The sequence below is a fragment of the Salaquimonas pukyongi genome, from assembly GCF_001953055.1.
GTDB classification, from domain to species: domain Bacteria; phylum Pseudomonadota; class Alphaproteobacteria; order Rhizobiales; family Rhizobiaceae; genus Salaquimonas; species Salaquimonas pukyongi.
Genome location: NZ_CP019044.1, coordinates 777,258 through 798,854 on the forward strand (window position 1 = coordinate 777,258; position 21,597 = coordinate 798,854).

At 58.9% G+C, this 21,597-nt stretch carries 18 protein-coding genes, 1 tRNA gene, 1 pseudogene and 1 riboswitch; of the genes and pseudogenes, 15 read left to right on the forward strand and 5 right to left on the reverse strand.

All coding sequences use genetic code 11. From position 1 onward, the window contains the following. Positions 1-90 precede the first annotated feature (90 nt). Together BVL55_RS03800 and BVL55_RS03805 are read left to right on the forward strand one after the other, a co-directional pair. A complete protein-coding gene (locus BVL55_RS03800) occupies positions 91-1,719 on the forward strand; it encodes a GMC family oxidoreductase (protein ID WP_075995801.1) in 1,629 nt (542 codons plus the stop codon). 260 nt (positions 1,720-1,979) lie between these two features. After that, positions 1,980-2,054: transfer RNA gene (locus tag BVL55_RS03805), tRNA-Gln, on the forward strand. 316 nt (positions 2,055-2,370) lie between these two features. On the opposite strand, the gene BVL55_RS03810 is transcribed toward BVL55_RS03805, so the two are convergent. Next, on the reverse strand, positions 2,371-2,598 hold the full coding sequence (locus tag BVL55_RS03810; RefSeq protein WP_075995802.1) for a DUF1127 domain-containing protein: 228 nt from the start codon (positions 2,596-2,598) through the stop codon (positions 2,371-2,373). Positions 2,599-2,896: 298 nt separating this feature from the next. Between BVL55_RS03810 and BVL55_RS03815 the strand changes: the two genes are divergently transcribed. Then, entirely contained in the window at positions 2,897-3,352 is a 456-nt protein-coding gene (locus BVL55_RS03815) for a VOC family protein (RefSeq protein ID WP_075995803.1), read from the forward strand. Positions 3,353-3,363: 11 nt separating this feature from the next. Here the strand turns inward: BVL55_RS03815 and gcvP are convergent, their stop codons facing one another. Genes gcvP through gcvT form a run of 3 tightly spaced genes read right to left on the reverse strand, consistent with a single transcriptional unit; the run spans position 3,364 to position 7,751 of the window. After that, on the reverse strand, positions 3,364-6,219 hold the full coding sequence (gene gcvP, locus BVL55_RS03820) for an aminomethyl-transferring glycine dehydrogenase (RefSeq protein ID WP_075995804.1): 2,856 nt from the start codon (positions 6,217-6,219) through the stop codon (positions 3,364-3,366). Positions 6,220-6,276: 57 nt separating this feature from the next. After that, positions 6,277-6,645 carry a glycine cleavage system protein GcvH gene (gene gcvH, locus BVL55_RS03825; protein WP_075995805.1) on the reverse strand — a complete coding sequence of 123 codons (369 nt, stop codon included), beginning with the start codon at positions 6,643-6,645 and terminating at the stop codon, positions 6,277-6,279. Between the two features lie 29 nt (positions 6,646-6,674). Continuing rightward, positions 6,675-7,751 carry a glycine cleavage system aminomethyltransferase GcvT gene (gene gcvT, locus BVL55_RS03830; protein ID WP_156892405.1) on the reverse strand — a complete coding sequence of 359 codons (1,077 nt, stop codon included), beginning with the start codon at positions 7,749-7,751 and terminating at the stop codon, positions 6,675-6,677. 187 nt (positions 7,752-7,938) lie between these two features. After that, positions 7,939-8,025: riboswitch (glycine riboswitch) on the reverse strand. A gap of 348 nt (positions 8,026-8,373) precedes the next feature. On the opposite strand from gcvT, the gene BVL55_RS03835 reads away from it, so the two are divergent. The 12 genes and pseudogenes from BVL55_RS03835 to pyk all read left to right on the forward strand — a co-directional run bounded on the left by BVL55_RS03835 (position 8,374) and on the right by pyk (position 20,086). Continuing rightward, on the forward strand, positions 8,374-10,053 hold the full coding sequence (locus tag BVL55_RS03835) for a formate--tetrahydrofolate ligase (RefSeq protein ID WP_075995806.1): 1,680 nt from the start codon (positions 8,374-8,376) through the stop codon (positions 10,051-10,053). A gap of 102 nt (positions 10,054-10,155) precedes the next feature. Continuing rightward, a complete protein-coding gene (locus BVL55_RS17270; protein WP_342097900.1) occupies positions 10,156-10,308 on the forward strand; it encodes a hypothetical protein in 153 nt (50 codons plus the stop codon). Further along, positions 10,302-11,435 (forward strand): annotated as a pseudogene (locus BVL55_RS03840) (NAD(P)H-dependent oxidoreductase subunit E); the annotation flags it as partial. The gene BVL55_RS17270 and the pseudogene BVL55_RS03840, both read left to right, overlap by 7 nt. Positions 11,436-11,536: 101 nt before the next feature. Then, positions 11,537-11,887 carry an NADH-ubiquinone oxidoreductase-F iron-sulfur binding region domain-containing protein gene (locus tag BVL55_RS17275; RefSeq protein WP_342097902.1) on the forward strand — a complete coding sequence of 117 codons (351 nt, stop codon included), beginning with the start codon at positions 11,537-11,539 and terminating at the stop codon, positions 11,885-11,887. Continuing rightward, positions 11,884-12,180, forward strand: coding sequence for a DUF1330 domain-containing protein (locus BVL55_RS03845; protein ID WP_075995807.1), 297 nt, complete (start codon positions 11,884-11,886; stop codon positions 12,178-12,180). The genes BVL55_RS17275 and BVL55_RS03845 overlap by 4 nt, the downstream gene beginning before the upstream one ends. Positions 12,181-12,214: 34 nt before the next feature. Then, positions 12,215-15,031 carry a formate dehydrogenase subunit alpha gene (gene fdhF, locus BVL55_RS03850; protein ID WP_075997868.1) on the forward strand — a complete coding sequence of 939 codons (2,817 nt, stop codon included), beginning with the start codon at positions 12,215-12,217 and terminating at the stop codon, positions 15,029-15,031. Positions 15,032-15,156: 125 nt separating this feature from the next. Then, positions 15,157-16,350, forward strand: coding sequence for an ADP-forming succinate--CoA ligase subunit beta (gene sucC, locus BVL55_RS03855; protein ID WP_075997869.1), 1,194 nt, complete (start codon positions 15,157-15,159; stop codon positions 16,348-16,350). A gap of 103 nt (positions 16,351-16,453) precedes the next feature. Beyond that, positions 16,454-16,672, forward strand: a complete 219-nt coding sequence (locus BVL55_RS03860; protein ID WP_156892406.1) for a hypothetical protein — start codon at positions 16,454-16,456, stop codon at positions 16,670-16,672. Positions 16,673-16,723: 51 nt separating this feature from the next. Further along, positions 16,724-16,981: a DUF6364 family protein gene (locus BVL55_RS03865; RefSeq protein WP_075995809.1), complete on the forward strand. Its 258-nt coding sequence runs from the start codon at positions 16,724-16,726 to the stop codon at positions 16,979-16,981. Positions 16,982-17,027: 46 nt separating this feature from the next. Beyond that, positions 17,028-17,381 carry a PIN domain-containing protein gene (locus BVL55_RS03870; RefSeq protein WP_244530586.1) on the forward strand — a complete coding sequence of 118 codons (354 nt, stop codon included), beginning with the start codon at positions 17,028-17,030 and terminating at the stop codon, positions 17,379-17,381. A 27-nt stretch (positions 17,382-17,408) separates the two neighbouring features. Further along, positions 17,409-18,338 carry a succinate--CoA ligase subunit alpha gene (gene sucD / locus BVL55_RS03875; protein ID WP_075995811.1) on the forward strand — a complete coding sequence of 310 codons (930 nt, stop codon included), beginning with the start codon at positions 17,409-17,411 and terminating at the stop codon, positions 18,336-18,338. A 299-nt stretch (positions 18,339-18,637) separates the two neighbouring features. Beyond that, positions 18,638-20,086, forward strand: a complete 1,449-nt coding sequence (pyk, locus tag BVL55_RS03880) for a pyruvate kinase (protein ID WP_075995812.1) — start codon at positions 18,638-18,640, stop codon at positions 20,084-20,086. Positions 20,087-20,103: 17 nt separating this feature from the next. On the opposite strand, the gene BVL55_RS03885 is transcribed toward pyk, so the two are convergent. Next, a complete protein-coding gene (locus tag BVL55_RS03885; RefSeq protein WP_075995813.1) occupies positions 20,104-21,507 on the reverse strand; it encodes a TIGR03808 family TAT-translocated repetitive protein in 1,404 nt (467 codons plus the stop codon). Positions 21,508-21,597 lie beyond the last annotated feature (90 nt).

Sequence of the window (21,597 nt, forward strand, 5' to 3'; positions counted from 1 at the left end):
AATCCACGGTTTGCCATTATCGAGCATGTGCCACTATCATCGGTTGGCTGAGGTTTCAACGTTGACGAAAAGCTGGGGCATCAAGGCAATATGAGCGGCGAAACATTTGACTACGTGATTGCCGGGGGCGGGTCTGCAGGTTGTGTTCTTGCTGCCCGGTTGAGCGAAGACCCGAAGGCATCGGTCTGCCTCATCGAGGCTGGCGGTGAAGGCAGGGATGTCCTCGTCCGCACGCCAGTCGGGGCAGCGGTTTATCTGCGCGGTCTTTTCGGCATCCGCAACTGGGCATTCAAGACCGTGCCGCAGCCGGGGCTTAACGGCAGAATGGGATATCAGCCGCGCGGCAAGGCCCTGGGTGGTTCAAGCGCCATCAACGCCATGTTGTATGTGCGCGGTGTTCCTTCCGACTATGACCGCTGGGAAGCCGAAGGAGCAAAGGGTTGGTCCTGGAAAGATGTTCTGCCCTATTTCCGAAAATCGGAAAGCAACATCCGGGGCGCGGATGCGCTACACGGCGCCGATGGCCCGCTTCAGGTTTCCGAACAGCGCCGCCCGCATCCGGTCAATGAAGCCTTTCTTGAAGCTGCCCGGCATTGCCAGTTCCGCCGCAATGAGGATTTTAACGGAAAGGATCAGGAAGGCGCGGGGTATTATCAGGTAACCCAGTTTCACGAGCCGTCGCGGGAAGGTGAGCGGTGCTCGGCAGCCGCTGCCTATCTGCACCCCGTATCAAGCCGGCCCAACCTGAAGGTGATGACCGGCACCATGGCCACAAAGGTGATCATGGAGGGAAGAACCGCCAAGGGCATGGAATACCGGCGCGGCTCGAACAGGGGCAAAGTGCATGCGCGCTGCGAGGTTATCCTTTGCGGCGGGGCCTTCAACTCCCCGCAACTGCTGATGCTTTCGGGCATCGGCGGTGCTGCAAAACTGAACCAGGTTGGGATCGAGGTGATCCACGATCTTCCTGGCGTCGGCGAAAATCTTCAGGACCATCTGGATTTCATTCTGCTCTACAAGTCGCGCGACAACGGTCTCTTCGGCCTTGGGCCGAAAGCGGCGGTCAACATCGCCCATGCAATCTCGGACTGGCGCGCCGGCCGGCCCAGCATTCTGTCCACCAGTTTTGCCGAGAGCGGCGCCTTCCTGAAAACCGATCCTTCGCTTGCTGTGCCGGATATCCAGCTTCACATGGTGTGCGCCCTGGTTGATGATCACACCCGCAAACTGCACTGGGGTTATGGCTACTCCTGTCATGTATGTGTTCTGCGGCCCCATTCGCGCGGCACGGTAGGGCTGAATGATCCCGATCCCCTTGCGCCGCCGCGCATCGATCCGGCATTTCTTTCCGATGAACGGGACCTTGAGCGCCTGGTGAAGGGGGTAAAGGTCACCCGCACCATCATGCAGGCACCGCCGCTGTCACCGTTCCGCCACAAGGAACTTTATATGCGCGGCGATGAGAATGATGACGAACTGAAAGAACACATCCGTAGCCGGGCCGATACGATCTATCATCCTGTCGGCACCTGCCGCATGGGAGAGGATGGCCATGCCGTGACCGACGCGCGGCTGCGCGTGCGGGGCATCGAAAACCTCAGGGTTGCCGATGCATCGGTCATGCCCAGCCTGATCGGCGGGAATACCAATGCGCCGACGATCATGATTGCCGAGAGGGCTGCCGACATGATTACGGAAGACAGGCAGACCGGTCGCTGACCGCATGCACCGCACGTGTTGTGAAGCCGGACGATAGCCAATTATTTACTGGACGAACCGGCGATTTTCTGACAATTCAGGCCTTGGCCGCCGGCGTATCTCGGTATCAGGTCAGGACCGCATATGCTTTGGGAGGAGCCGCAGTCTCGAACCATCGGGCACGCCGGCGGTCACATTGTCCCGACAATCGATTTTTGCTGAAGGCAATCGCCCATCAGCCTTGCAGAACCTTCAGGGCTTTTGTATACGGGCGCCTGCGTTGGGGTGTAGCCAAGTGGTAAGGCAGCGGTTTTTGGTATCGCCATGCGCTGGTTCGAATCCAGCCACCCCAGCCAACATCCAAAGTGTCCGCCATCTCAATTGAAATGCAAAAGGTACGCACCGCGTTGCCTGCGTGCCGATATTGCTTGGTCGATTGGACCTACAGCGTGTCCGGTTTAAATGGAAGCAGTTTGCATGAACGCAAAAGACACCACAGCCGGGCACTTAACATCATGAATGTATCGGGTTTTCTGCAATCGTTTGAACCTGGTTCCCGGGCCTTCGGACCGCGTTGCAAAACGCTGACAGTGTCTGCACTGCGCCGCATTTTCCTCCTTGCCGAAGACCAAACTCCCGGCGCTCAAACGATTCCATTTAAGCCGGACACGTCTAGAGCTCCACCGATTCATGCAGCACATAGGCGACGATCTGGTCGCGGGTGATGCCGATCGCCGACAGTTCCTTGTCGCTCATCGCGCTAAGGCGGCGGATTTCAGCCATGTGACCGTTCACCGCCTGCTCCATCTCGTCGCGGTCGACAAGCAGGTTCAGGCTGGTTGAAAGCACGCTCAGCAATAGCGGCGATACGCTGATCTGTTTGGGCTGTTGGTGCATCATGGCTTTTCCCTGTCTTTCCGGCTTGTTGTCTCAGGCTTCTTGTGCTTCCTGATCGCCCGACAACAAATTGCGTTTTGCGGGAAATGGCTGTGCAATTCGTCACAATTGTGATTGTCCCGTGGAAGTTTCGTGGCGTGACCGGGGTTTTTACCGGGCAGCGATCCGAAATCTGACACGTATTGTTGGTTCTGGCGCAGCCACGGCGGGTTTTCCCGGCCGGTCCTGCTCCGATAGGATCGGATGAAACCAGCCGACTCACCTTGCGGCCGGATCTTCCGGGAAATTCAGAGAGGAAAGCATGCGTTATCTGCACACCATGGTTCGTATCCGCGATATCGATCAATCACTCGACTTTTACTGCAACAAGCTGGGGCTGGTTGAAACCGGGCGCAGCGAAAGCGAAACGGGCCGCTACACCCTGATTTTCCTGGCCGCACCCGGCAATCTGGATCAGGCAAGAAAAACCCGCTGCCCCGAACTGGAACTGACCTACAATTGGCCGGATGAAAACGGCAAGACCGAGGAATATTCGGGCGGCCGCAATTTTGGCCACCTCGCATACAAGGTCGGCAACATCTATGAGACCTGCCAACAGTTGATGGATGCAGGGATTACCATCAACCGCCCGCCGCGCGACGGCCGCATGGCGTTTATCAAGTCGCCGGACGGAATTTCGATAGAACTGCTCCAGGAAGGCGATGCCCTGCCGCAACAGGAACCATGGGCCTCAATGGAAAACACCGGCACCTGGTAGGTCGTGCGGCCCTACTCAGCCGCCTCCGCATAGGCTTCCATCGGCGGGCAGGTGCAGATGAGATGCCGGTCGCCATGGACATTGTCGACGCGGTTGACCGGTGGCCAGTATTTGTCGACGCGGAATGCACCGGGCGGAAAACAGCCCTGTTCGCGGCTGTATGGCCGGTTCCATTCACCCACCAGATCCTCCATCGTGTGCGGTGCGCGCTTGAGCGGATTGTTCTCCTTGTCCATCGTTCCGTCGGCAACGGCGCGGGCCTCTTCGCGAATTGCCATCATCGCGTTGCAGAACCGGTCGAGTTCGGCTTTCGGTTCGGATTCGGTGGGCTCGACCATCAGCGTTCCGGCGACCGGCCAGCTCATGGTCGGGGCATGGAAACCGCAATCGATCAGCCGTTTGGCAACATCGTCCACCGATATGCCGGCCTCTTCCATCAGCGGTCGCGTGTCGATGATGCATTCATGGGCAACGCGGTCATTGTCGCCGGTATAGAGGATTTCATAGGCACCCGAGAGGCGCTTGGCGATGTAGTTGGCATTGAGGATGGCAACCTTTGTTGCCTGGGTCAGGCCTTCACCGCCCATCAGCAGGCAATAGGCCCAGGAGATCGGCAGGATGGAGGGCGAGCCATAGGGCGCTGCCGAGACCGGCCCCGGCCCGTCCGATGTTTCATGGGTGCCGGGAAGGAAGGCGGCAAGATGCTCCTTCACACCGATCGGCCCCATGCCCGGCCCGCCGCCGCCATGGGGAATGCAGAAGGTCTTGTGCAGGTTGAGATGGCTGACATCGCCGCCGATCTCCCCCGGCTTTGCCAGGCCAACCATCGCGTTCATGTTGGCGCCGTCGATGTACACTTGTCCGCCATGTTGGTGGGTGATCTCGCAGACATCGCGCACCGTGTGTTCGAACACGCCATGGGTCGAGGGATAGGTGATCATGCAACCGGCCAGATTGGCGCTGTGCTCCTCCGCCTTCTGGCGGAAATCGTCGAGATCGATATTGCCCTTGTCGTCGGATTTGACCGCAACCACCTTCCAGCCGACCATTTGGGCCGAAGCCGGGTTGGTGCCGTGGGCAGAGGTCGGAATGAGGCAGACATTGCGGTGCCCCTCGCCATTGGCGATGTGATAGGCGCGGATGGTCAAAAGCCCGGCATATTCGCCCTGTGCCCCCGAATTGGGCTGCAATGAAAACGCATCATAGCCGGTAATCATGCAAAGCTTTTGGGACAGATCATCAATCAGTTCGCTATAGCCTTCCACCTGCTCGGCGGGCGCGAAAGGATGCACGTCGGAAAAGGCAGGCCAGGTAATCGGCAGCATTTCCGCCGTGGCATTGAGCTTCATGGTGCAGGAGCCAAGCGGGATCATTGCCCGGTCGAGCGCCAGATCCCGGTCGGCGAGACGCCGCATGTAGCGCGTCATCTCCGCTTCGGCCCGGTTCATGTGGAAGATCGGATGGGTAAGGTATTCGCTCGTCCGCAGGCATGATTCCGGCAGGCGATATTCACGGTTGCGGCTAGAATCGTCCTTCATGTCGCCGCCGAAGGCCTGCCAAACCGCTTCAATCGTTTCGGGATAGGTCTTCTCGTCCAGGCTGATGCCGATGCGGTCGTTGCCGATCTTTCGCATGTTGACGCCATTGGCAACGCCGGCGTTGAGAATGACCCCCTGCAGCGAGCCCACTTCAATGGTAATCGTGTCGAAGAACACTTCAGGCGATACGGAAAATCCGAGGCTTTCCAGTCCCTTGGCAAGACGGGCAGTCTTGCGGTGAACACTCTGGGCAATGGCCTTCAAGCCTTCCGGACCATGAAAGACGGCATACATCGATGCCATCACCGCCAGCAGCGCCTGTGCGGTACAGACGTTGGAATTGGCCTTTTCGCGGCGGATGTGCTGCTCGCGGGTTTGCAGCGCAAGGCGGTAGGCAAGATTGCCCCGCGCATCGATGGAAGCACCGATAATGCGCCCGGGCATGGCGCGCTTGTAGGCATCCTTGCAGGCCATATAGGCGGCATGGGGTCCGCCATAGCCAAGCGGTACGCCAAAGCGCTGGGTCGAGCCCACAGCGATATCGGCCCCCATGTCGCCGGGAGAACGCAGCAGCGTCAGCGCCAGGGGATCGGCGATCAGGATCGCCAGTGCCTGGCTTTCATGCAGCGCAGCAATTTGCGGCGAAAACTCCCGGACATGGCCATAGGTGCCAGGATACTGGAAGATCGCGCCAAACACCCTGGCCGGATCAAGGTCCTTTTCCGGGTCGCCGACAATGATCTCGATATCCAGCGGCTCGGCCCGCGTCTTCATGACAGCGATGTTCTGCGGATGACAGTTTTCATCGATGAAGAAACCCGTCTGCTTCGATTTTGAAACGCGCTGGGCCATTGTCATGGCTTCCGCCGCCGCAGTTGCCTCGTCAAGCAGCGAGGCATTGGCGATTTCCAACCCCGTAAGATCGCTCACCATGGTCTGGTAATTGAGCAGAGCTTCCAGCCGCCCTTGCGAGATTTCCGGCTGATAGGGTGTATAGGCGGTGTACCAGGCGGGGTTCTCCAGGATGTTGCGCTGGATCGCCGGCGGCGTCATCGTGCCGTAATAGCCCTGGCCGATCAGCGAGACCATGGGCTTGTTCTTCGCCGCAACCGCTTCCATGAAATGCAGCATGTCGCGTTCAGAAAGCGCCGGCCCCCATTCCAGCGTGTCTTTCTGCCGGATTTCTTCCGGCACGGTCTGCTCGATCAGTTCATCAAGGCTGCCAACGCCCAGAACCTTCAGCATCTCTTCCATTTCCGACGGCGATGGTCCGATATGCCGGCGGTTGGCGAAGTCATAGGGATTGTACTCGGTCGGCTCGAAACCCATGGTGTTCTCCTGATGCCTGGTGTCTTGATGATGCTGGTAATGCGGCGGGTTTGCTGTTCAGGCAACGTTTGCGTCGTAAGCTGCCTTGTCCATCAGCCCTTCAAGCTGGGACGTGTCGGTGAGCTTCATCTTGAACAGCCAGCCTTCTGCCTCTGCCGAGGAGTTGACCAGCGAGGGATCATCGGAAAGGGCGTCGTTGACCGCGGTAATCTCGCCATCGACCGGGGCATAGACATCGGAGGCAGCCTTTACCGATTCAACGACCACGGTGTCGTCCCCCTTGGAAACGGCCTTTCCGACCTCCGGCAGTTCGACAAACACAAGGTCCCCAAGCTGCTCCTGAGCATAGTTTGTAATGCCCACAGTTGCCGTATCGCCTTCGACGGAAAGCCATTCGTGTTCGTCGGTATAATAGATGGTTGCCATGTTCTTCTCCCTCGGTTCGGTTGATGGCGTTATCGTTTATAGCGGTGTGGCACAAAGGGCAGTTTCGCCGGTTCCATGGCGATGCCGCGCCCGCGCACATCTGCAAAAATCTTGTTTTCATCGGCATTGGTGACAATCCGCCCCAGTGCCATGGGGCCGCCCAGTGTCGGGCCAAAGCCGCCGGAGGTGATGGTGCCGATTTGCCTACCATCGCCGTCGGTAAGCTTGGCGCCGCCGCGCACCGGCATCTTTTCTTTTGGTTTAAGGCCGATGCGCTTGCGTTTCTTTTCACCTTTCAGCGCGGCGGAAAGCGCCTCTGCGCCAACATAATCTCCGCTCTCGCGCAGGCTCTTCGGCACGGCCCAGATCAGCCCGGCCTCATGGGGCAGAACGGTCTCGTCCATGTCCTGGCCATACAGGGGAAGGCCTGCTTCAAGGCGCAGGCTGTCGCGCGCGCCAAGGCCGATCCATTCAACGTTGCCATCTGCCAGAAGCTTTGCCGCAAAATCCGGCCCTTCCCCGGGCGGCAGGCCAATCTCGAAACCGTCTTCGCCGGTATATCCGCTGCGCGATACAAACCAGCCGGAATTTGGTTCAGCCACGGTCATGAAAGCCATATCGGCAACGTCCAGCCCGGCCGACTGCATGACGCTCTCAGCTGCCGGCCCCTGCAGGGCGAGAAAGGCGCGCGGGATGATATCGACAGCAACATCGAAACCGCTGGCGAGGTTTCGGATATGGGCAACGTCCTTTTCCGCGCAGGCTGCATTGGCGACGATCAGGAATCGGTCTTCGGCCAGCCGTGAAACGATCAGATCGTCGATGATGCCGGCATTCTCGTTCAGCATGAACGTGTATTTGCCGGTGCCGGGTGCCTGCTCTGCTGCTTCATAAGGGCAGGCCCGGGAAACCAGCGCTGCCGCCTGAGGGCCGCGCACTTCCACATGCACCATGTGGGAAATGTCGAACAAGCCCGCTTTCTCGCGCGTATGCTGGTGTTCTTTCATGATGCCGAGCGGATAGAACAGCGGCATGTCATAACCGGCAAACGGTCCGAACTTTGCGCCGGCTTCGGCGTGCTGGGAATGAAACGGTGTCTTTTTCAATGTCTCTCTGCCTGACTGACGCGCCAGACTGGCGCGAGGGGATACACCGGAAGCCGGTGCAACATACCCCTCTGTCCTTGGCCTGAGAGACTCGCGCGCTGCCGTTTGGCACAACTGTGGTGCCTGCCAGCAAATGGGTGCGCTTACACCTTCGGCACAGGCATGCCTGCCTGTTTTCCAGAGTGTCTTGCCGTTGACGGTCCTTCTGCCTGAGAGATTATGGGCATTTTCACCTTCGGCGGCAGCTTTTGCTGCTCTCTCCCGCCAACAGCCCGGCATTGCCGGATGACGCGGGAAACATACCCTTCTTTCCCGGTTTGGCAAGGCTTGCCACCGCCCATATCTTCAAGCTGTGAAAAAGCCGGAATGCACGTTGAAAACGCATGATGCCTTGGGAATTCGGCGCAACTTCTTCACCCCGGGGTCTTAAAGTCGTGGATACGACATCCAATGACCGAAAAGTTACAGCGTTTTTGCCCTTCATGACGTTTGTAGCCCAAAAACCAAATCACGCTGATGGTATTCGGGCTGTTTTGCGCTGATTTTGCCGATTTCCTGCCATGTGCGGCATGCACAAAATTTTGCATTTTCCCCAGGGCAGGAGGATTTGAGGAGAATTTTCATGGCCAAGTACAAGACAGACATCGAGATTGCCCGCGCCGCAAGGAAGCGTCCGATCTGGGAGATCGGCAAGAAACTGGGCATTCCCGAAAAGGACCTGGTGCCTTATGGCCATGACAAGGCGAAGGTCTCCCAGTCGTTCATTGCAAAGCAGCAGAAGAAAAAGGACGGCAAGCTCATCCTGGTAACGGCGATCAACCCGACACCTGCAGGAGAGGGCAAGACAACCACCACGGTGGGTCTGGGCGATGGCCTTAACGCTATCGGCAAGAAGGCGATGATCTGTATCCGGGAAGCCTCGCTCGGCCCCTGCTTCGGCATGAAGGGCGGTGCGGCAGGCGGCGGGCATGCGCAGGTCGTGCCCATGGAGGACATGAACCTTCACTTTACCGGCGACTTCCACGCCATCACATCTGCCCACAACCTGCTGTCGGCAATGGTCGACAACCATATCTATTGGGGCAATGAGCAGGAAATCGACATGCGCCGTGTTTCCTGGCGCCGCGTGATGGACATGAACGATCGTGCCCTGCGTCAGATCGTGGCTAGCCTTGGCGGTGTCGCAAACGGTTTCCCGCGCGAAGCAGGCTTCGACATTACGGTGGCCTCCGAAGTCATGGCAATTCTGTGCCTGGCGACCGATCTCGACGATCTGCAGCAGCGCCTCGGCGACATCATCGTTGCCTATCGCCGCGACCGCTCGCCGGTCTATTGCCGCGACATCAAGGCAGACGGTGCGATGACCGTGCTGCTCAAGGATGCAATGCAGCCCAACCTGGTGCAGACGCTGGAAAACAATCCGGCATTCGTGCACGGCGGCCCGTTCGCAAACATCGCCCATGGCTGCAATTCGGTGATTGCCACCAAGACGGCACTCAAGCTCGCCGATTATGTGGTGACAGAGGCAGGCTTCGGCGCTGATCTTGGAGCGGAAAAATTCCTCAACATCAAATGCCGCAAGGCAGGCATTGCGCCCTCCGCCGTCGTCATCGTCGCCACGGTACGCGCCATGAAGATGAACGGTGGCGTTGCCAAGGGCGATCTTGGCACCGAGAATGTCGATGCGGTCAAGGAAGGCTGCGCCAATCTCGGCCGCCACATCGAAAACATCAAGCAGTTCGGTGTTCCGGCGGTTGTGGCGATCAACCACTTCGTTACCGACACAGCTGCCGAGATCAAGGCCGTCCGCGACTACGTCAAGAGCCAGGGCGCTGAAGCTGTTGTCTGCAAACACTGGGCGCATGGTTCCAAGGGTACCAGGGAACTTGCCAACAAGGTGGTGGAGATCATCGATTCTGGTGCAGCACAATTTGCGCCGCTCTACCCTGATGACATGCCGCTGTTTCAGAAAATCGAGACGATCGCCAAGCGCATCTACCGGGCGGACGAGGTGCTGGCCAACAAGCAGATCAGGGACCAGCTCAAGCAATGGGAGGATGCAGGATACGGCAATCTGCCGGTCTGCATGGCAAAGACCCAGTATTCCTTTTCCACCGATCCCAACCTGCGCGGTGCGCCGGTCGGCCACTCCGTCCCGGTTCGCGAAGTGCGACTTTCGGCCGGCGCCGGTTTCATCGTCGTCATCTGCGGCGAGATCATGACCATGCCGGGCCTGCCAAGAGTGCCGAGCGCCGAACAGATCATGCTCAACGAAGCAGGCGAAATTGAAGGCCTGTTCTGATTGCAGGCCGATGGCCGTCATGGTTCTTGACCTGCCGGTCCCAGCTTGTGAGAATCATGCTTTGCTGCCCGGCGCTTTGGCCGGCAGCTGCCGGGAGGCCCCGTGAACACATTCGACAAGAAACTCGGCAAAAACGGCGGTGGCGCAAACCGCTTCAACAAGCCCGGTTTTCCCAAGGGGCGGGTGCTTGACCCTGCAGACAGCGCTCATGTCGCCAGCCTGATCGGCGAGGGGCCATACCCCGCGATTTGCTGATCGAGTATCTGCACAAAATCCAGGATGCCGAAAACTGCCTGACAGCCGGTCACATGCAGGCGCTGGCGGCCCTGATGCGCATCTCCATGGCCGAGGTCTATGAGGTTGCCAGCTTCTACGATCATTTCGACATCGTGAAGGATGGTGAGGAAAAGCCGGCACCGCTGACCATTCGCGTCTGCGACTCGCTTTCCTGCATGCTGGCCGGCGCGGAAACCCTGATCGCCGGTCTTGAGGACGGCATCGACCGGTCGAAAGTCCGCGTTGTGCGCGCGCCCTGCATGGGTGGCTGCGATGTGGCGCCTGCAGCGCGCATTGGCGACAGGGAAGTGGGCGAGGCAACGCTCGACGGCCTGCTGGAACTGGCAAGTACCGCCGCTACCAACAAGGACATTGCGGCCAATTCTCCCGACTACACCGATCTTTCGGCCTATCGCAAAGGCGGCGGATATGACCTTGCCATGCGCATTCGTGCCGGGGCCATTCATTTCGAGGCCATGCTCGAACTGCTCAAGCAGTCCGGTTTGCGCGGCCTCGGTGGTGCGGGGTTTCCGGCCCACATGAAGTGGAAGATCGTGCGCGGTTTCGATGGCCCGCGCCTGATGACCATCAATGGCGATGAGGGCGAACCTGGCACGTTCAAGGACCGCTACTACCTGGAGCGCGATCCCCATCGCCTGTTCGAGGGAGCGCTTATTGCCGCGCATTTCGTCGAGGCGGAAAAAATCTACCTGTACATGCGCGACGAGTACCCGGCGGTTTTGAACATTCTGCGCAAGGAAATTGCCGCGCTGGAAGAAGCCGGCATGGTTGAAAAGGGCTTTATCGAGCTGCGCCGGGGAGCGGGCGCCTATATTTGCGGCGAGGAATCGGCCATGCTCGAATCCATCGAGGGCAAGCGCGGCCTGCCGCGTCACCGCCCGCCCTATATTGCAGAAGTGGGCCTGTTCGGCCGCCCCACGCTCAACCACAATGTGGAAACGCTGTGGTGGATCCGCGACATTGTCGAACAGGGTCCACAGTGGTTTGCGGACCGTGGCAAGCCGGACCACCCCGGCATCCGCTCATGGTCGGTTTCCGGCCGGGTAAAGAAGCCCGGCGTGGTGCTGGCGCCCGCCGGCGTCACCATTCGCGAATTGATCGACGGGCATTGCGGCGGCATGGCGGACGGCCACACCTTCAAGGCCTATTATCCGGGGGAGCATCGGGCGGCGTGCTGCCAGCCTCCATGGACGATGTTCCGCTTGATTTTGGTGAGCCGCTGGCCTCGCTCGGCTCCTTTGTCGGTTCTCATGCCGTTGTCGTCCTGTCCGACAAGGACAACATCAAGGATGCCGTTCTCAACACGCTCAAATTCTTCAAGCATGAATCCTGCGGCCAGTGTACGCCGTGCCGCGGCGGGACCGAGAAGCTGGTGGCACTGCTGTCGAAGGACGGTGAAGTGGACGAGGAGGCGATCCGTGATCTGGAGGCCGTGATGCGTGATGCCTCGATCTGCGGGCTGGGGCAGGCCGCGCCCAATCCGGTCAATCATCTGCTCAAACATTTTCGGGAAGACCTAAAAGGAAATAGCCAATGAGTGCCTATATCGTCGTTCGCGTCGATGTGACCGATGCGGAAAAATGGAAGGAATACGCCGCCGCGGCGGGCCCTGTGGTGGCCAGATTCGGTGGCAAATACCTGGCCCGTGGCGGGGAAATGGCGGACCTTGAGAATTCCGAGGACGAAGGCAAGCGCGTGGTTGTCCTGCAGTTTGCCGACATGGAAACTGCCAAGGCCTGGTACAATTCCGATGAATATCAGGCGGCAAAGACCCTTCGCGAGGGGGCAGGGCATGCCCGCTTTACCCTCGTCGACGGTTATGAGGGATAATTTGCCTGCGGGCGGCAAAATCAGGAAGTTTGAGATGACCAACTCGATCAAATTCACCCTGGACGGCAAGGAAGTCGAAGCTGCTCCCGGTGAGACCATCTGGCAGGTGGCCAAGCGCGAGGGCACGCGCATTCCCCACCTTTGCTATCTTGATGAGCCGGGTTATCGCGCCGACGGCAATTGCCGCGCCTGCATGGTGGAGATTGAGGGGGAGCGTGTATTGGCGGCTTCCTGCCAGCGCAAGGTTTCGCAGGGACTGATGGTAAGGACCGATAGCGAACGCGCCGACAAGTCGCGCCGTATGGTGTTCGAACTGCTGGCCGCGGACATGGGTCCGCCGCAGGATACGCCCGACGACCAATCGGTATTCTGGCAATGGGCAAAGACCTGGGGCATTTCGGGCAACGGGCGGCTTGGCTCGAAATTTGATTCCCCTCACGCCGAGCCTGTCGAAGGGCGAGGGGAAGACGCGCTCCACGACATTTCCAATCCGGCGATTGCCGTCAATCTGGACGCCTGCATCGCTTGCGGTCTGTGCGTTCGGGCCTGCCGTGAAGTGCAGGTCAACGACGTCATCGGCATGGGCGGGCGCGGCAGTCACGCCGCACCGGTCTTTGATCTTGCCGATCCCATGGGCGCATCAACCTGCGTGACCTGCGGCGAGTGCGTTCAGGCCTGCCCCACCGGCGCGCTGTATGAAAAAAGCCTGATGGACGAGGCGAACAAACGCCGTGTCATCGGCAGTTTCGACGAGACGGTCAACACGGTCTGCCCTTATTGTGGTGTTGGCTGCCAGATTGAAGTCAACGTCAAGGACGGCAAGATCGTTCAGGTCGATGGCCGCGACGGCCCGGCCAACGAAAACCGCCTGTGTGTCAAAGGCCGTTTCGGCTTCGATTATGTTTCCCATCCGGACCGGCTGACCGTTCCGCTGATCCGCCGCGAGGATGCGCCGAAGAAATGGGATGTCAGCCTCGATCGTTCCAATATGATGGAAGTCTTCCGGGAAGCGACCTGGGAAGAGGCGATGGAACTGGCCGCCTCCGGCCTGAAGAAAATTCATGCGGAAAAGGGCGGCTCTGCGTTGGCCGGGTTTGGCTCGGCAAAATGCTCCAACGAGGAGGCCTATCTGTTCCAGAAGCTCATACGGCAGGGCTTTGGTACCAATAACGTCGACCATTGCACGCGGCTTTGCCATGCCTCGTCGGTGGCAGCGCTGATGGAAGGGGTCAATTCCGGCGCCGTCACCGCACCCTTTACGGCGGCAGAAGACGCCGACTGCATTATTGTCATTGGTGCGCGCCCGGCGCAAAACCATCCGGTGGCGGCAACCTATCTCAAACAGGCAGCCAAACGCGGCGCCAAGCTGATCCTGATGGATCCCCGCGGCCAGAATCTCGGCCGCTATGCCGCCTATGAACTGAACTTCAAGCCCGGACGTGACGTTTCGCTGCTCAATGCCATGCTGCACGTGATCATGGAGGAGGAACTCTACGATCGCCAGTATGTGCAGGCCAACACGCTGGGCTTTGAAGACCTGAAGGAGAGCGTGAAGCGGTTCCCGCCGGAGGAAATGGAAAAGGTCTGCGGCATTCCTGCTGAAACCATTCGCGAGGTAGCCCGGCTTTATGCAACTTCCCAGCGCTCCATCATCTTCTGGGGCATGGGCGTTTCCCAGCATGTGCATGGCACCGACAACGCCCGCTGCCTGATAGCCCTGGCGCTTGCAACCGGCCATGTTGGCCGGCCAGGCACGGGTCTTCATCCACTGCGCGGCCAGAACAACGTTCAGGGTGCCTCCGATGCCGGGCTGATCCCCATGGTCTATCCTGACTACAAATCGGTGGAAGATGCTTCGGTCCGCGACCGCTATCAGGAATTCTGGGGCACCGAACTCGACCCGAAGAAGGGACTTACCGTGGTCGAGATCATCAACGCCATTCTCGATGGTGAGATCAGCGGGATGTATATCATGGGCGAAAACCCGGCCATGTCCGATCCTGACCAGAAACATGCCCGCATGGCACTGGCAAAGCTCGACCATCTGGTGGTGCAGGACATCTTCCTGACCGAAACCGCCTGGCACGCGGATGTGGTGCTGCCGGCTTCCGCCCACGCAGAAAAGGCCGGCACCTATTCCAACACCAACCGGCAAGTTCAGATGGGCCGCCCGGTGCTGGACCCGCCAGGACAGGCGCGCCAGGACTGGGAACTGCTGGTTGAGCTGGCCCGCCGCATCGGCCTTGACTGGAACTACAATCACCCCAGCGACGTGTTTGCAGAGATGGCGCAGGTGATGCCTTCCCTTGCCAACATCACCTGGGAGCGCCTCGAACGGGAGGACGCGGTCACCTACCCTTGCGAGGCGCCGGACAAACCGGGCAATGCCATTATCTTCACCGATGGTTTTCCGACCGAAACCGGCAGGGCGAAGATCGTGCCCACCGATCTGGTGCCGCCGGCAGAACTGCCGGATGCAGATTATCCCTTCGTGTTGACGACGGGGCGGCTTCTGGAACACTGGCACACCGGCGCCATGACCCGGCGCGCATCAACCCTCGATGCAATCGAACCCGAGCCCGTGGCAGGCCTCAACCGCTGGGACATGAAGCGCATGGAGCTGGCCCCTGGTGACCCGATCACGGTGGAAACCCGCCGGGGTGCAATCACCCTTACCGCCCGCCAGGACCCCGATGTTGCCGAAGGCATGGTGTTCATCCCGTTCTGCTTCGTGGAGGCAGCGGCCAACGTGCTGACCAATCCGCAACTGGACCCGATGGGCAAGATTCCCGAGTTCAAGTTCTGCGCGGCACGCGTCATGCCGGGTCAAACACGCCAGGCGGCGGAGTAATGCCGGTTCAATCGGTTAAACCGTGAACCCACCAGAAAGTTCTATTGCCGCCCTGTTGCCCTTCGACGGTTGACGGCATAGAAAACGCCCGACGGTTGTTCCAGCTTTTCAAGGACGGGTGTTTCATGAACATTCACGAATACCAGGCAAAACAGGTACTCAAGGAATTCGGCGCGCCGGTCGCCGCCGGCGTGCCGATCCTTTCGGCAGATGACGTCGAAGGCGCGATTGAGGCACTTCCAGGTCCGCTCTATGTGGTCAAGAGCCAGATACACGCCGGCGGTCGCGGCAAGGGCAAGTTCAAGGAACTGCCCGATGATGCCAAGGGCGGCGTAAGGCTGGCCTTTTCGCCCGATGAGGTGCGCACACACGTCAAGGAAATGCTCGGCAACACACTGGTCACCAAACAGACCGGCCCCGCCGGCAAGCAGGTCAACCGGCTCTATCTGGAAGACGGCGCTGATATCGACCGCGAACTGTATCTGTCCATTCTGGTTGATCGCGAAACCTCGAAGGTTTCCTTCGTTGCATCCACCGAGGGCGGCATGGATATCGAGGCCGTGGCCGAGGAAACGCCGGAGAAAATCCACACCATCGCCATCGACCCGCTTACTGGCATCACCGATGGCGATGTAACGAAACTGAACGAGGCGTTTCTGCTGGAGGGCGCCGCGGCGGAGGACGGCAAGCTGCTGTTCCCGAAGCTCTACAAAGCCTTCGTAGAAAAGGACATGAGCCTGCTGGAGGTCAATCCGCTGATCGTCATGAAGGACGGTCATCTGCGCGTGCTCGATGCCAAGGTCTCCTTCGACAACAACGCGCTCTTCCGCCATCCCGACATCATGGAACTGCGCGATGAGACGGAAGAGGACGCAAAGGAAATCGAGGCCTCCAAACACGACCTTGCCTATATCGCCCTCGACGGCGATATCGGCTGCATGGTCAATGGCGCGGGCCTTGCCATGGCGACCATGGACATCATCAAGCTTTACGGCGCCTCACCTGCCAACTTCCTTGATGTGGGCGGCGGTGCCTCCAAGGAGAAGGTGACGGCCGCCTTCAAGATCATTACCTCCGATCCGAACGTGAAGGGCATCCTGGTCAACATTTTCGGCGGTATCATGCGCTGCGACGTGATCGCCGAGGGTGTGGTGGCCGCCGTGAAGGAGGTGGGCCTTGAAGTTCCCCTCGTGGTTCGCCTGGAGGGCACGAACGTTCAGAAGGGCAAGCAGATCATCAACGAATCGGGCCTCAACGTCATCGCCGCCGATGATCTCGACGATGCCGCCCAGAAAATCGTCAAGGCAGTGAAGGGGTAGGAGAATGCCGAGCCGATGGTTGTTGCAGCCTTCGCGCTGTTGATCATCTATCCGTTGGTTTCTTCTGTTTGAATAACGTCCGAACCCTGGTGCGGCTGCGATCATGATCGCTTGTGCTATCGGATTGCTGGCACAAATCCGGATGGAAACCTGTCTGTCTGGGGATGCAAGCCGTTTTTGCCAAGATGGCAATGCAATTGCTGCCGGCCTCTTTGGTATTTTCATTATGGCCCATCTGCTTTGCGGCATGACGGCTGGCATTGGATTGCTCTATTTCAAATTATCACCGGTGGAAAAGGAACCAAGAGAATCTTCGAGTTGACGGTTCAGGCCACACATATTATGTGTAACACAGGATATGTGTGGAGTGACAATGCCCAAGAACCTCACCCTCGCAATTGATGAAGACCTGCTCGACAAGGCGCGGGTTCTTGCTGCCATGCGCCGCACCAGCGTTAATGAAATGGTGCGGGAATTTCTAAAGCGGTCTGTCGATGATGCTGTCGAGCAGGACGAGGCGACCGAAACATTGCTGAAGTTGGCACGGGAGAGCGAGGCTGATTTCGGCAGCGGACCTTTCGTCAGAGAAGACGCTTATTCAGGGGCGCGCAGATTTGATCGCTGGCGCTGAAGTTTTCGTTGATACGAATATCCTGCTCTATGCCGCAGGAGGCCGCTTGCATGCGCCAAAAAAGCATGCCCGTGCGCTGGAAATCCTGACCGAGCCTTTCGGGGTTTCGGCACAGGTGCTTGCGGAGTTTTACACCAACGCTATCAGAAAAGGACCCCATCCGCTGTCGCCGGAAATAGCGCGTCAGTGGGTCGCCAATCTTGCCCGCAAACCATGTCAGATTGTCGATGCCAATCTGGTGCGGGAAGGCATCAATCTCTCGCAGCGCTTTGAATTGTCCTACTGGGATGGGGCAATCATCGCAGCAGCAGCACGGCTCGGCTGTAAGTGCATCTACACCGAAGATCTGAACAACGGACAGGCCTATGGTGCTGTCACGGTCATCAACCCGTTCATTTGAACCGAAAATCCGGAGTTTTCTATTCTCATGTCCATTCTCATCAACAAAGACACCAAGGTTCTCGTTCAGGGCCTGACCGGCAAGACCGGAACCTTTCACACCGAACAGGCGCTGGCCTATCACGGCACGCAGATGGTCGGCGGTATCCACCCCAAGAAGGGCGGCTCCACCTGGACTGCCGGCGAGGGAGCAGGTGAAGCTGCGGGAACCGAACTGCCAATCTTTGCCACCGTCAAAGAGGGCAAAGAGGCGACCGGCGCCAATGCTTCAGTGGTCTACGTGCCGCCGGCAGGCGCTGCGGCTGCCATCGTCGAGGCGATCGATGCCGGCATCGAGCTGATCATCTGCATCACCGAGGGCATTCCGGTTTCCGACATGGTGAAAGCCAAGGCTCATTTGGACAAATCGAATTCCCGCCTGATCGGCCCCAACTGCCCCGGCGTATTGACGCCGGAAGAGTGCAAGATCGGCATCATGCCGGGCAACATCTTCAAGAAAGGCTCGGTTGGCGTCGTATCGCGTTCCGGTACGCTGACCTATGAAGCCGTCTTTCAGACCACCAATATCGGGCTTGGCCAGACAACAGCTGTGGGCATTGGCGGCGATCCGGTAAAGGGTACCGAATTCATCGATGTGCTGGACATGTTCCTGGACGACGACGCAACAGAATCGATCATCATGATTGGCGAGATCGGTGGCTCCGCGGAAGAAGCTGCCGCCGAATGGCTGACTGAACAGGCCAAAAAGGGCCGCAGAAAACCGGTTGCCGGTTTCATCGCCGGCCGTACCGCTCCGCCCGGCCGCACCATGGGCCATGCCGGGGCGGTGATTTCCGGCGGCAAGGGCGGTGCCGAGGACAAGATTGCGGCCATGGAAGCTGCCGGTATCGTCGTGTCCGATTCGCCTGCCAAACTGGGTGAAACGCTGTTGACAGCAATCGAGCGCTTCAACAGTTGAACGATGCAGCGCAGATACTGATAAGAACCACGCCTCTTGGGGTGCGGTTCTTTGCTGATCCAGTCCATGTTCAACAAACTTGATTTTTGTTGAACATGCGATCGGTCCTGTTTCCTCAACACACCATTGCCGCTGCTTGTCATGTCCAATTGTCAGACGTTTGGATGCCGAATGTCTGGTCGGGGTTCCTGATGTTCGCCATCTTTCTCTCCAACGCCATTGAAAGCGCGGTGGCGATAATTTAAACGATTGAATTAGCTGTCTTCAGGCATTTACCTTCTCCAACCCAAAAGCCATTCATGAAACGCGACAACTATACCAAGATCATAGCCACCATCGGCCCTTCCAGTTCCGACTACAAAACCATCAAGGCGCTGTTCAAGGCGGGCGTGGACGTGTTCCGCCTGAATTTTTCCCATGGCACCCATGAAGATCATGCCGAGCGCCACGCCACCATTCGCAAAATCGAGGAAGAGGAGGGCAGGCCGATCGGTATCCTGGCCGACATGCAGGGGCCGAAACTGCGCATCGGTACGTTTCATCGCGGCCAGGAAACGTTGAAGCGCGGCCAGAAGATCGAACTGCATCTTTCCAAATTCGTCGGTGACGTCACCAAGGTAAGCCTGCCGCACAAGGAGATTTTCGCCGCCATCAAGCCCGGCGAGGATCTGCTGGTTAATGATGGCCGTCTGCGTCTCAAGGTGGAGGAAAACGACGGAAAGGTAATCACGGCAAAGGCCGTAAACGGCGGGATGATTGCCGACCGCAAGGGCGTGAACGTGCCAGGCACGGTACTGCCCATCAATATCCTGACGAAGAAGGATCGCGAGGATCTGGAATTCGCCCTGTCCCTGGGTGTGGAGTGGATTGCCTTGTCCTTTGTCCAGACGCCCGATGACATCCACAAGGCACGTCATATCATAAAGGGCCGCGCCCGCCTTCTGGCGAAGATTGAAAAACCGTCGGCGGTCAATAATCTCAACGGCATTGTCGGACTGGCCGATGCGGTCATGGTTGCCCGGGGTGATCTTGGTGTGGAGATGCCCGCAGAGCACGTGCCGCAGATTCAGAAGAAAATCATCACTGCCTGCCGCCGGGAGGGCAAGCCGGTAATCGTGGCAACGCAGATGCTGGAATCGATGATTTCAGAACCCGTTGCCACCAGGGCAGAGGCCTCTGACGTTGCCAATGCAGTTTATGCCGGTGCCGATGCGGTCATGCTGTCGGGGGAAACGGCAGCCGGAAAATACCCGGTGGAAGCGGTACGGACCATGGAACGCATCGTCGATGCCACCGAACGCGATCCTGACTTTGACAACATCCTGCACGCAACGCCAATGGAGATCGAGGAAAACGACAGCGACGCCATCGCATCTGCCGCCTGCGATGTCGCGCGCACCAGGGGATGTGCGGCGATCTCCACCTTTACCAAAACCGGTTCGACGGTCCGCCGCGTATCGCGCTTGCGCACTCTTGTTCCCGTGCTGGGGCTGACCCCCGATGCAACCGTGGCGCGGCAGTTGTGCCTGACCTGGGGTGTACACAGCGTCAAGACACGGGACGATGTCGAGAATTTCTCCGACATGGTCGGCAAGTCAACGCGCATTGCCCGGCGTGAGAAGCTGGCGAAGAACGGCGACAGGGTGGTGATTACCGCTGGCGTGCCGTTCGGCACGGCCGGAAGCACCAACATTCTGCGCGTTGCCGTTGTCGGCGAGCACGAACATAGCGGCGAGAAATTCCGCTGACGATTTAGCCTGAGTAGTTAGGAAACGCGGTTGCGCTCTACCGTCAGATGGGGAAAGCCGCTATCGGTCCTGGCGGCGATATCGCCGGTTACCGCTTCTTTCCAGCGATAACCCACCACAGCCCCCTTGCTTGCACCGGTGATGGTGTTGTCGGCGATGTGGGTCGCACCGGCACCTTCCACCACGCTGACATAGATGCCGGTTTTCGAGCCGCGAATGACATTGGACGATGCCACCAGATCGCGCAGATACGGGCCCCATCCAAGCATCAGGCCGAAGTTCCTGGCATTCTCGATCACATTGCCGGTTACCACCGTGTCGGCTTCTGCCGAGATGCCCTCAAACCACAGATGATCGCCATCCTCATAAGGCGGCGGTGTGTCGATGTTGCGGATCAGGTTGCCGGAAACCACGGCCAGCCGTCCGCCCTGCAGGAAGTTGGCGAGCGATATGCCGCGTGCTCCGCCATCAATGATGTTGGAGGAGATCACCGCTCCCTCGAATTCGAACTCCGAATAGATCGCCGTTTCGCCCGAGCGCAGGCAGGTGTTCGAACTGATCTGCACGCCGCTTCCCGCATTGGAGCGGATTGCCGAAAAGGCGCAATCGGTAACATGGTTGTCGGCGATCATCACATTGGCGGCCCTGAAAACATTGATGCCGTTGCCCCATTGGCCTGTGCCGCCATTGAGCGCGCCAATGCGTGATATGCGGTTGCCGCGTACCAGCGTGCCGTCTTCGCCCGGTGTCCAGCGGTGCACCAGAATGCCGCCATTGACACAGTCGCTCACCTCGTTGGAGAGGATTGACAGGCCGTGGTTTTCAAACCCGTATATGCCGCAGTCACCACCTGCACCGGTCACCTTGCTGCGTTCGATACGCCCGGCCGAGCGGTCGATCTGAATGCCTTTTTCGATGCTGCCGACCACAAGACAGTTGTCGACCACGGCATGATCGACATTTGTCAGGCGAAGGGCTGCCTCGGCATAGGAATGCAATCCCCGGTTAGCGCCATCGAGCACCAGACCGGTCAGTTCCACATGGGAGCCGTTCTCGCCGATGATGAAATGCCCATTGCCCGAATAAATCAGCCGCGAAGCGCCCGGTACTCCCATCAGCCGCGTATTGGCCGGCAGGAGGATGTTGGAGACGAAGTAGTTTCCCGGCGGCAGGAAAACGGGTTTGTTCTCGCTTGCCGCTTTGTCCAGGATCGACTGGAAAAGGCGGCTCTGGTCGTCAATGGCGCCAGGGCGCAGGCCCAGTTCGTTGGCATTGGCGGTCCCGCGCAGTTCAGCCAGCGAAAAAAGCGTGTCGCCGGCTTCGCTGTCGGCTGTATTTGCAGCAGAAGGAGTCAGCAATGGCGCTGCCATCGCCGGCGTGGCGGCCAGGGCTGCAAGAAACTTTCTCCGATTGGTACGCATAAAACACCTTCTTCCCTGCGGGCCTGTATCTGAAGGGCAAGCTGCAGGAACCGTGCCAGCTGCAATTGCCCCCGTTTCCACGCAAAAGTC

Bases quoted from the DNA above. Each gene is read 5' to 3' on its own strand.
- BVL55_RS03800 (WP_075995801.1), top strand. From the start codon at position 91: ATGAGCGGCGAAACATTTGACTACGTGATTGCCGGGGGCGGGTCTGCA.
- BVL55_RS03810 (WP_075995802.1), bottom strand. From the start codon at position 2,598: ATGATGCACCAACAGCCCAAACAGATCAGCGTATCGCCGCTATTGCTG.
- BVL55_RS03815 (WP_075995803.1), top strand. From the start codon at position 2,897: ATGCGTTATCTGCACACCATGGTTCGTATCCGCGATATCGATCAATCA.
- gcvP (WP_075995804.1), bottom strand. From the start codon at position 6,219: ATGGGTTTCGAGCCGACCGAGTACAATCCCTATGACTTCGCCAACCGC.
- gcvH (WP_075995805.1), bottom strand. From the start codon at position 6,645: ATGGCAACCATCTATTATACCGACGAACACGAATGGCTTTCCGTCGAA.
- BVL55_RS03835 (WP_075995806.1), top strand. From the start codon at position 8,374: ATGGCCAAGTACAAGACAGACATCGAGATTGCCCGCGCCGCAAGGAAG.
- BVL55_RS17275 (WP_342097902.1), top strand. From the start codon at position 11,537: ATGGACGATGTTCCGCTTGATTTTGGTGAGCCGCTGGCCTCGCTCGGC.
- BVL55_RS03845 (WP_075995807.1), top strand. From the start codon at position 11,884: ATGAGTGCCTATATCGTCGTTCGCGTCGATGTGACCGATGCGGAAAAA.
- fdhF (WP_075997868.1), top strand. From the start codon at position 12,215: ATGACCAACTCGATCAAATTCACCCTGGACGGCAAGGAAGTCGAAGCT.
- sucC (WP_075997869.1), top strand. From the start codon at position 15,157: ATGAACATTCACGAATACCAGGCAAAACAGGTACTCAAGGAATTCGGC.
- BVL55_RS03860 (WP_156892406.1), top strand. From the start codon at position 16,454: ATGATCGCTTGTGCTATCGGATTGCTGGCACAAATCCGGATGGAAACC.
- BVL55_RS03865 (WP_075995809.1), top strand. From the start codon at position 16,724: ATGCCCAAGAACCTCACCCTCGCAATTGATGAAGACCTGCTCGACAAG.
- sucD (WP_075995811.1), top strand. From the start codon at position 17,409: ATGTCCATTCTCATCAACAAAGACACCAAGGTTCTCGTTCAGGGCCTG.
- pyk (WP_075995812.1), top strand. From the start codon at position 18,638: ATGAAACGCGACAACTATACCAAGATCATAGCCACCATCGGCCCTTCC.
- BVL55_RS03885 (WP_075995813.1), bottom strand. From the start codon at position 21,507: ATGCGTACCAATCGGAGAAAGTTTCTTGCAGCCCTGGCCGCCACGCCG.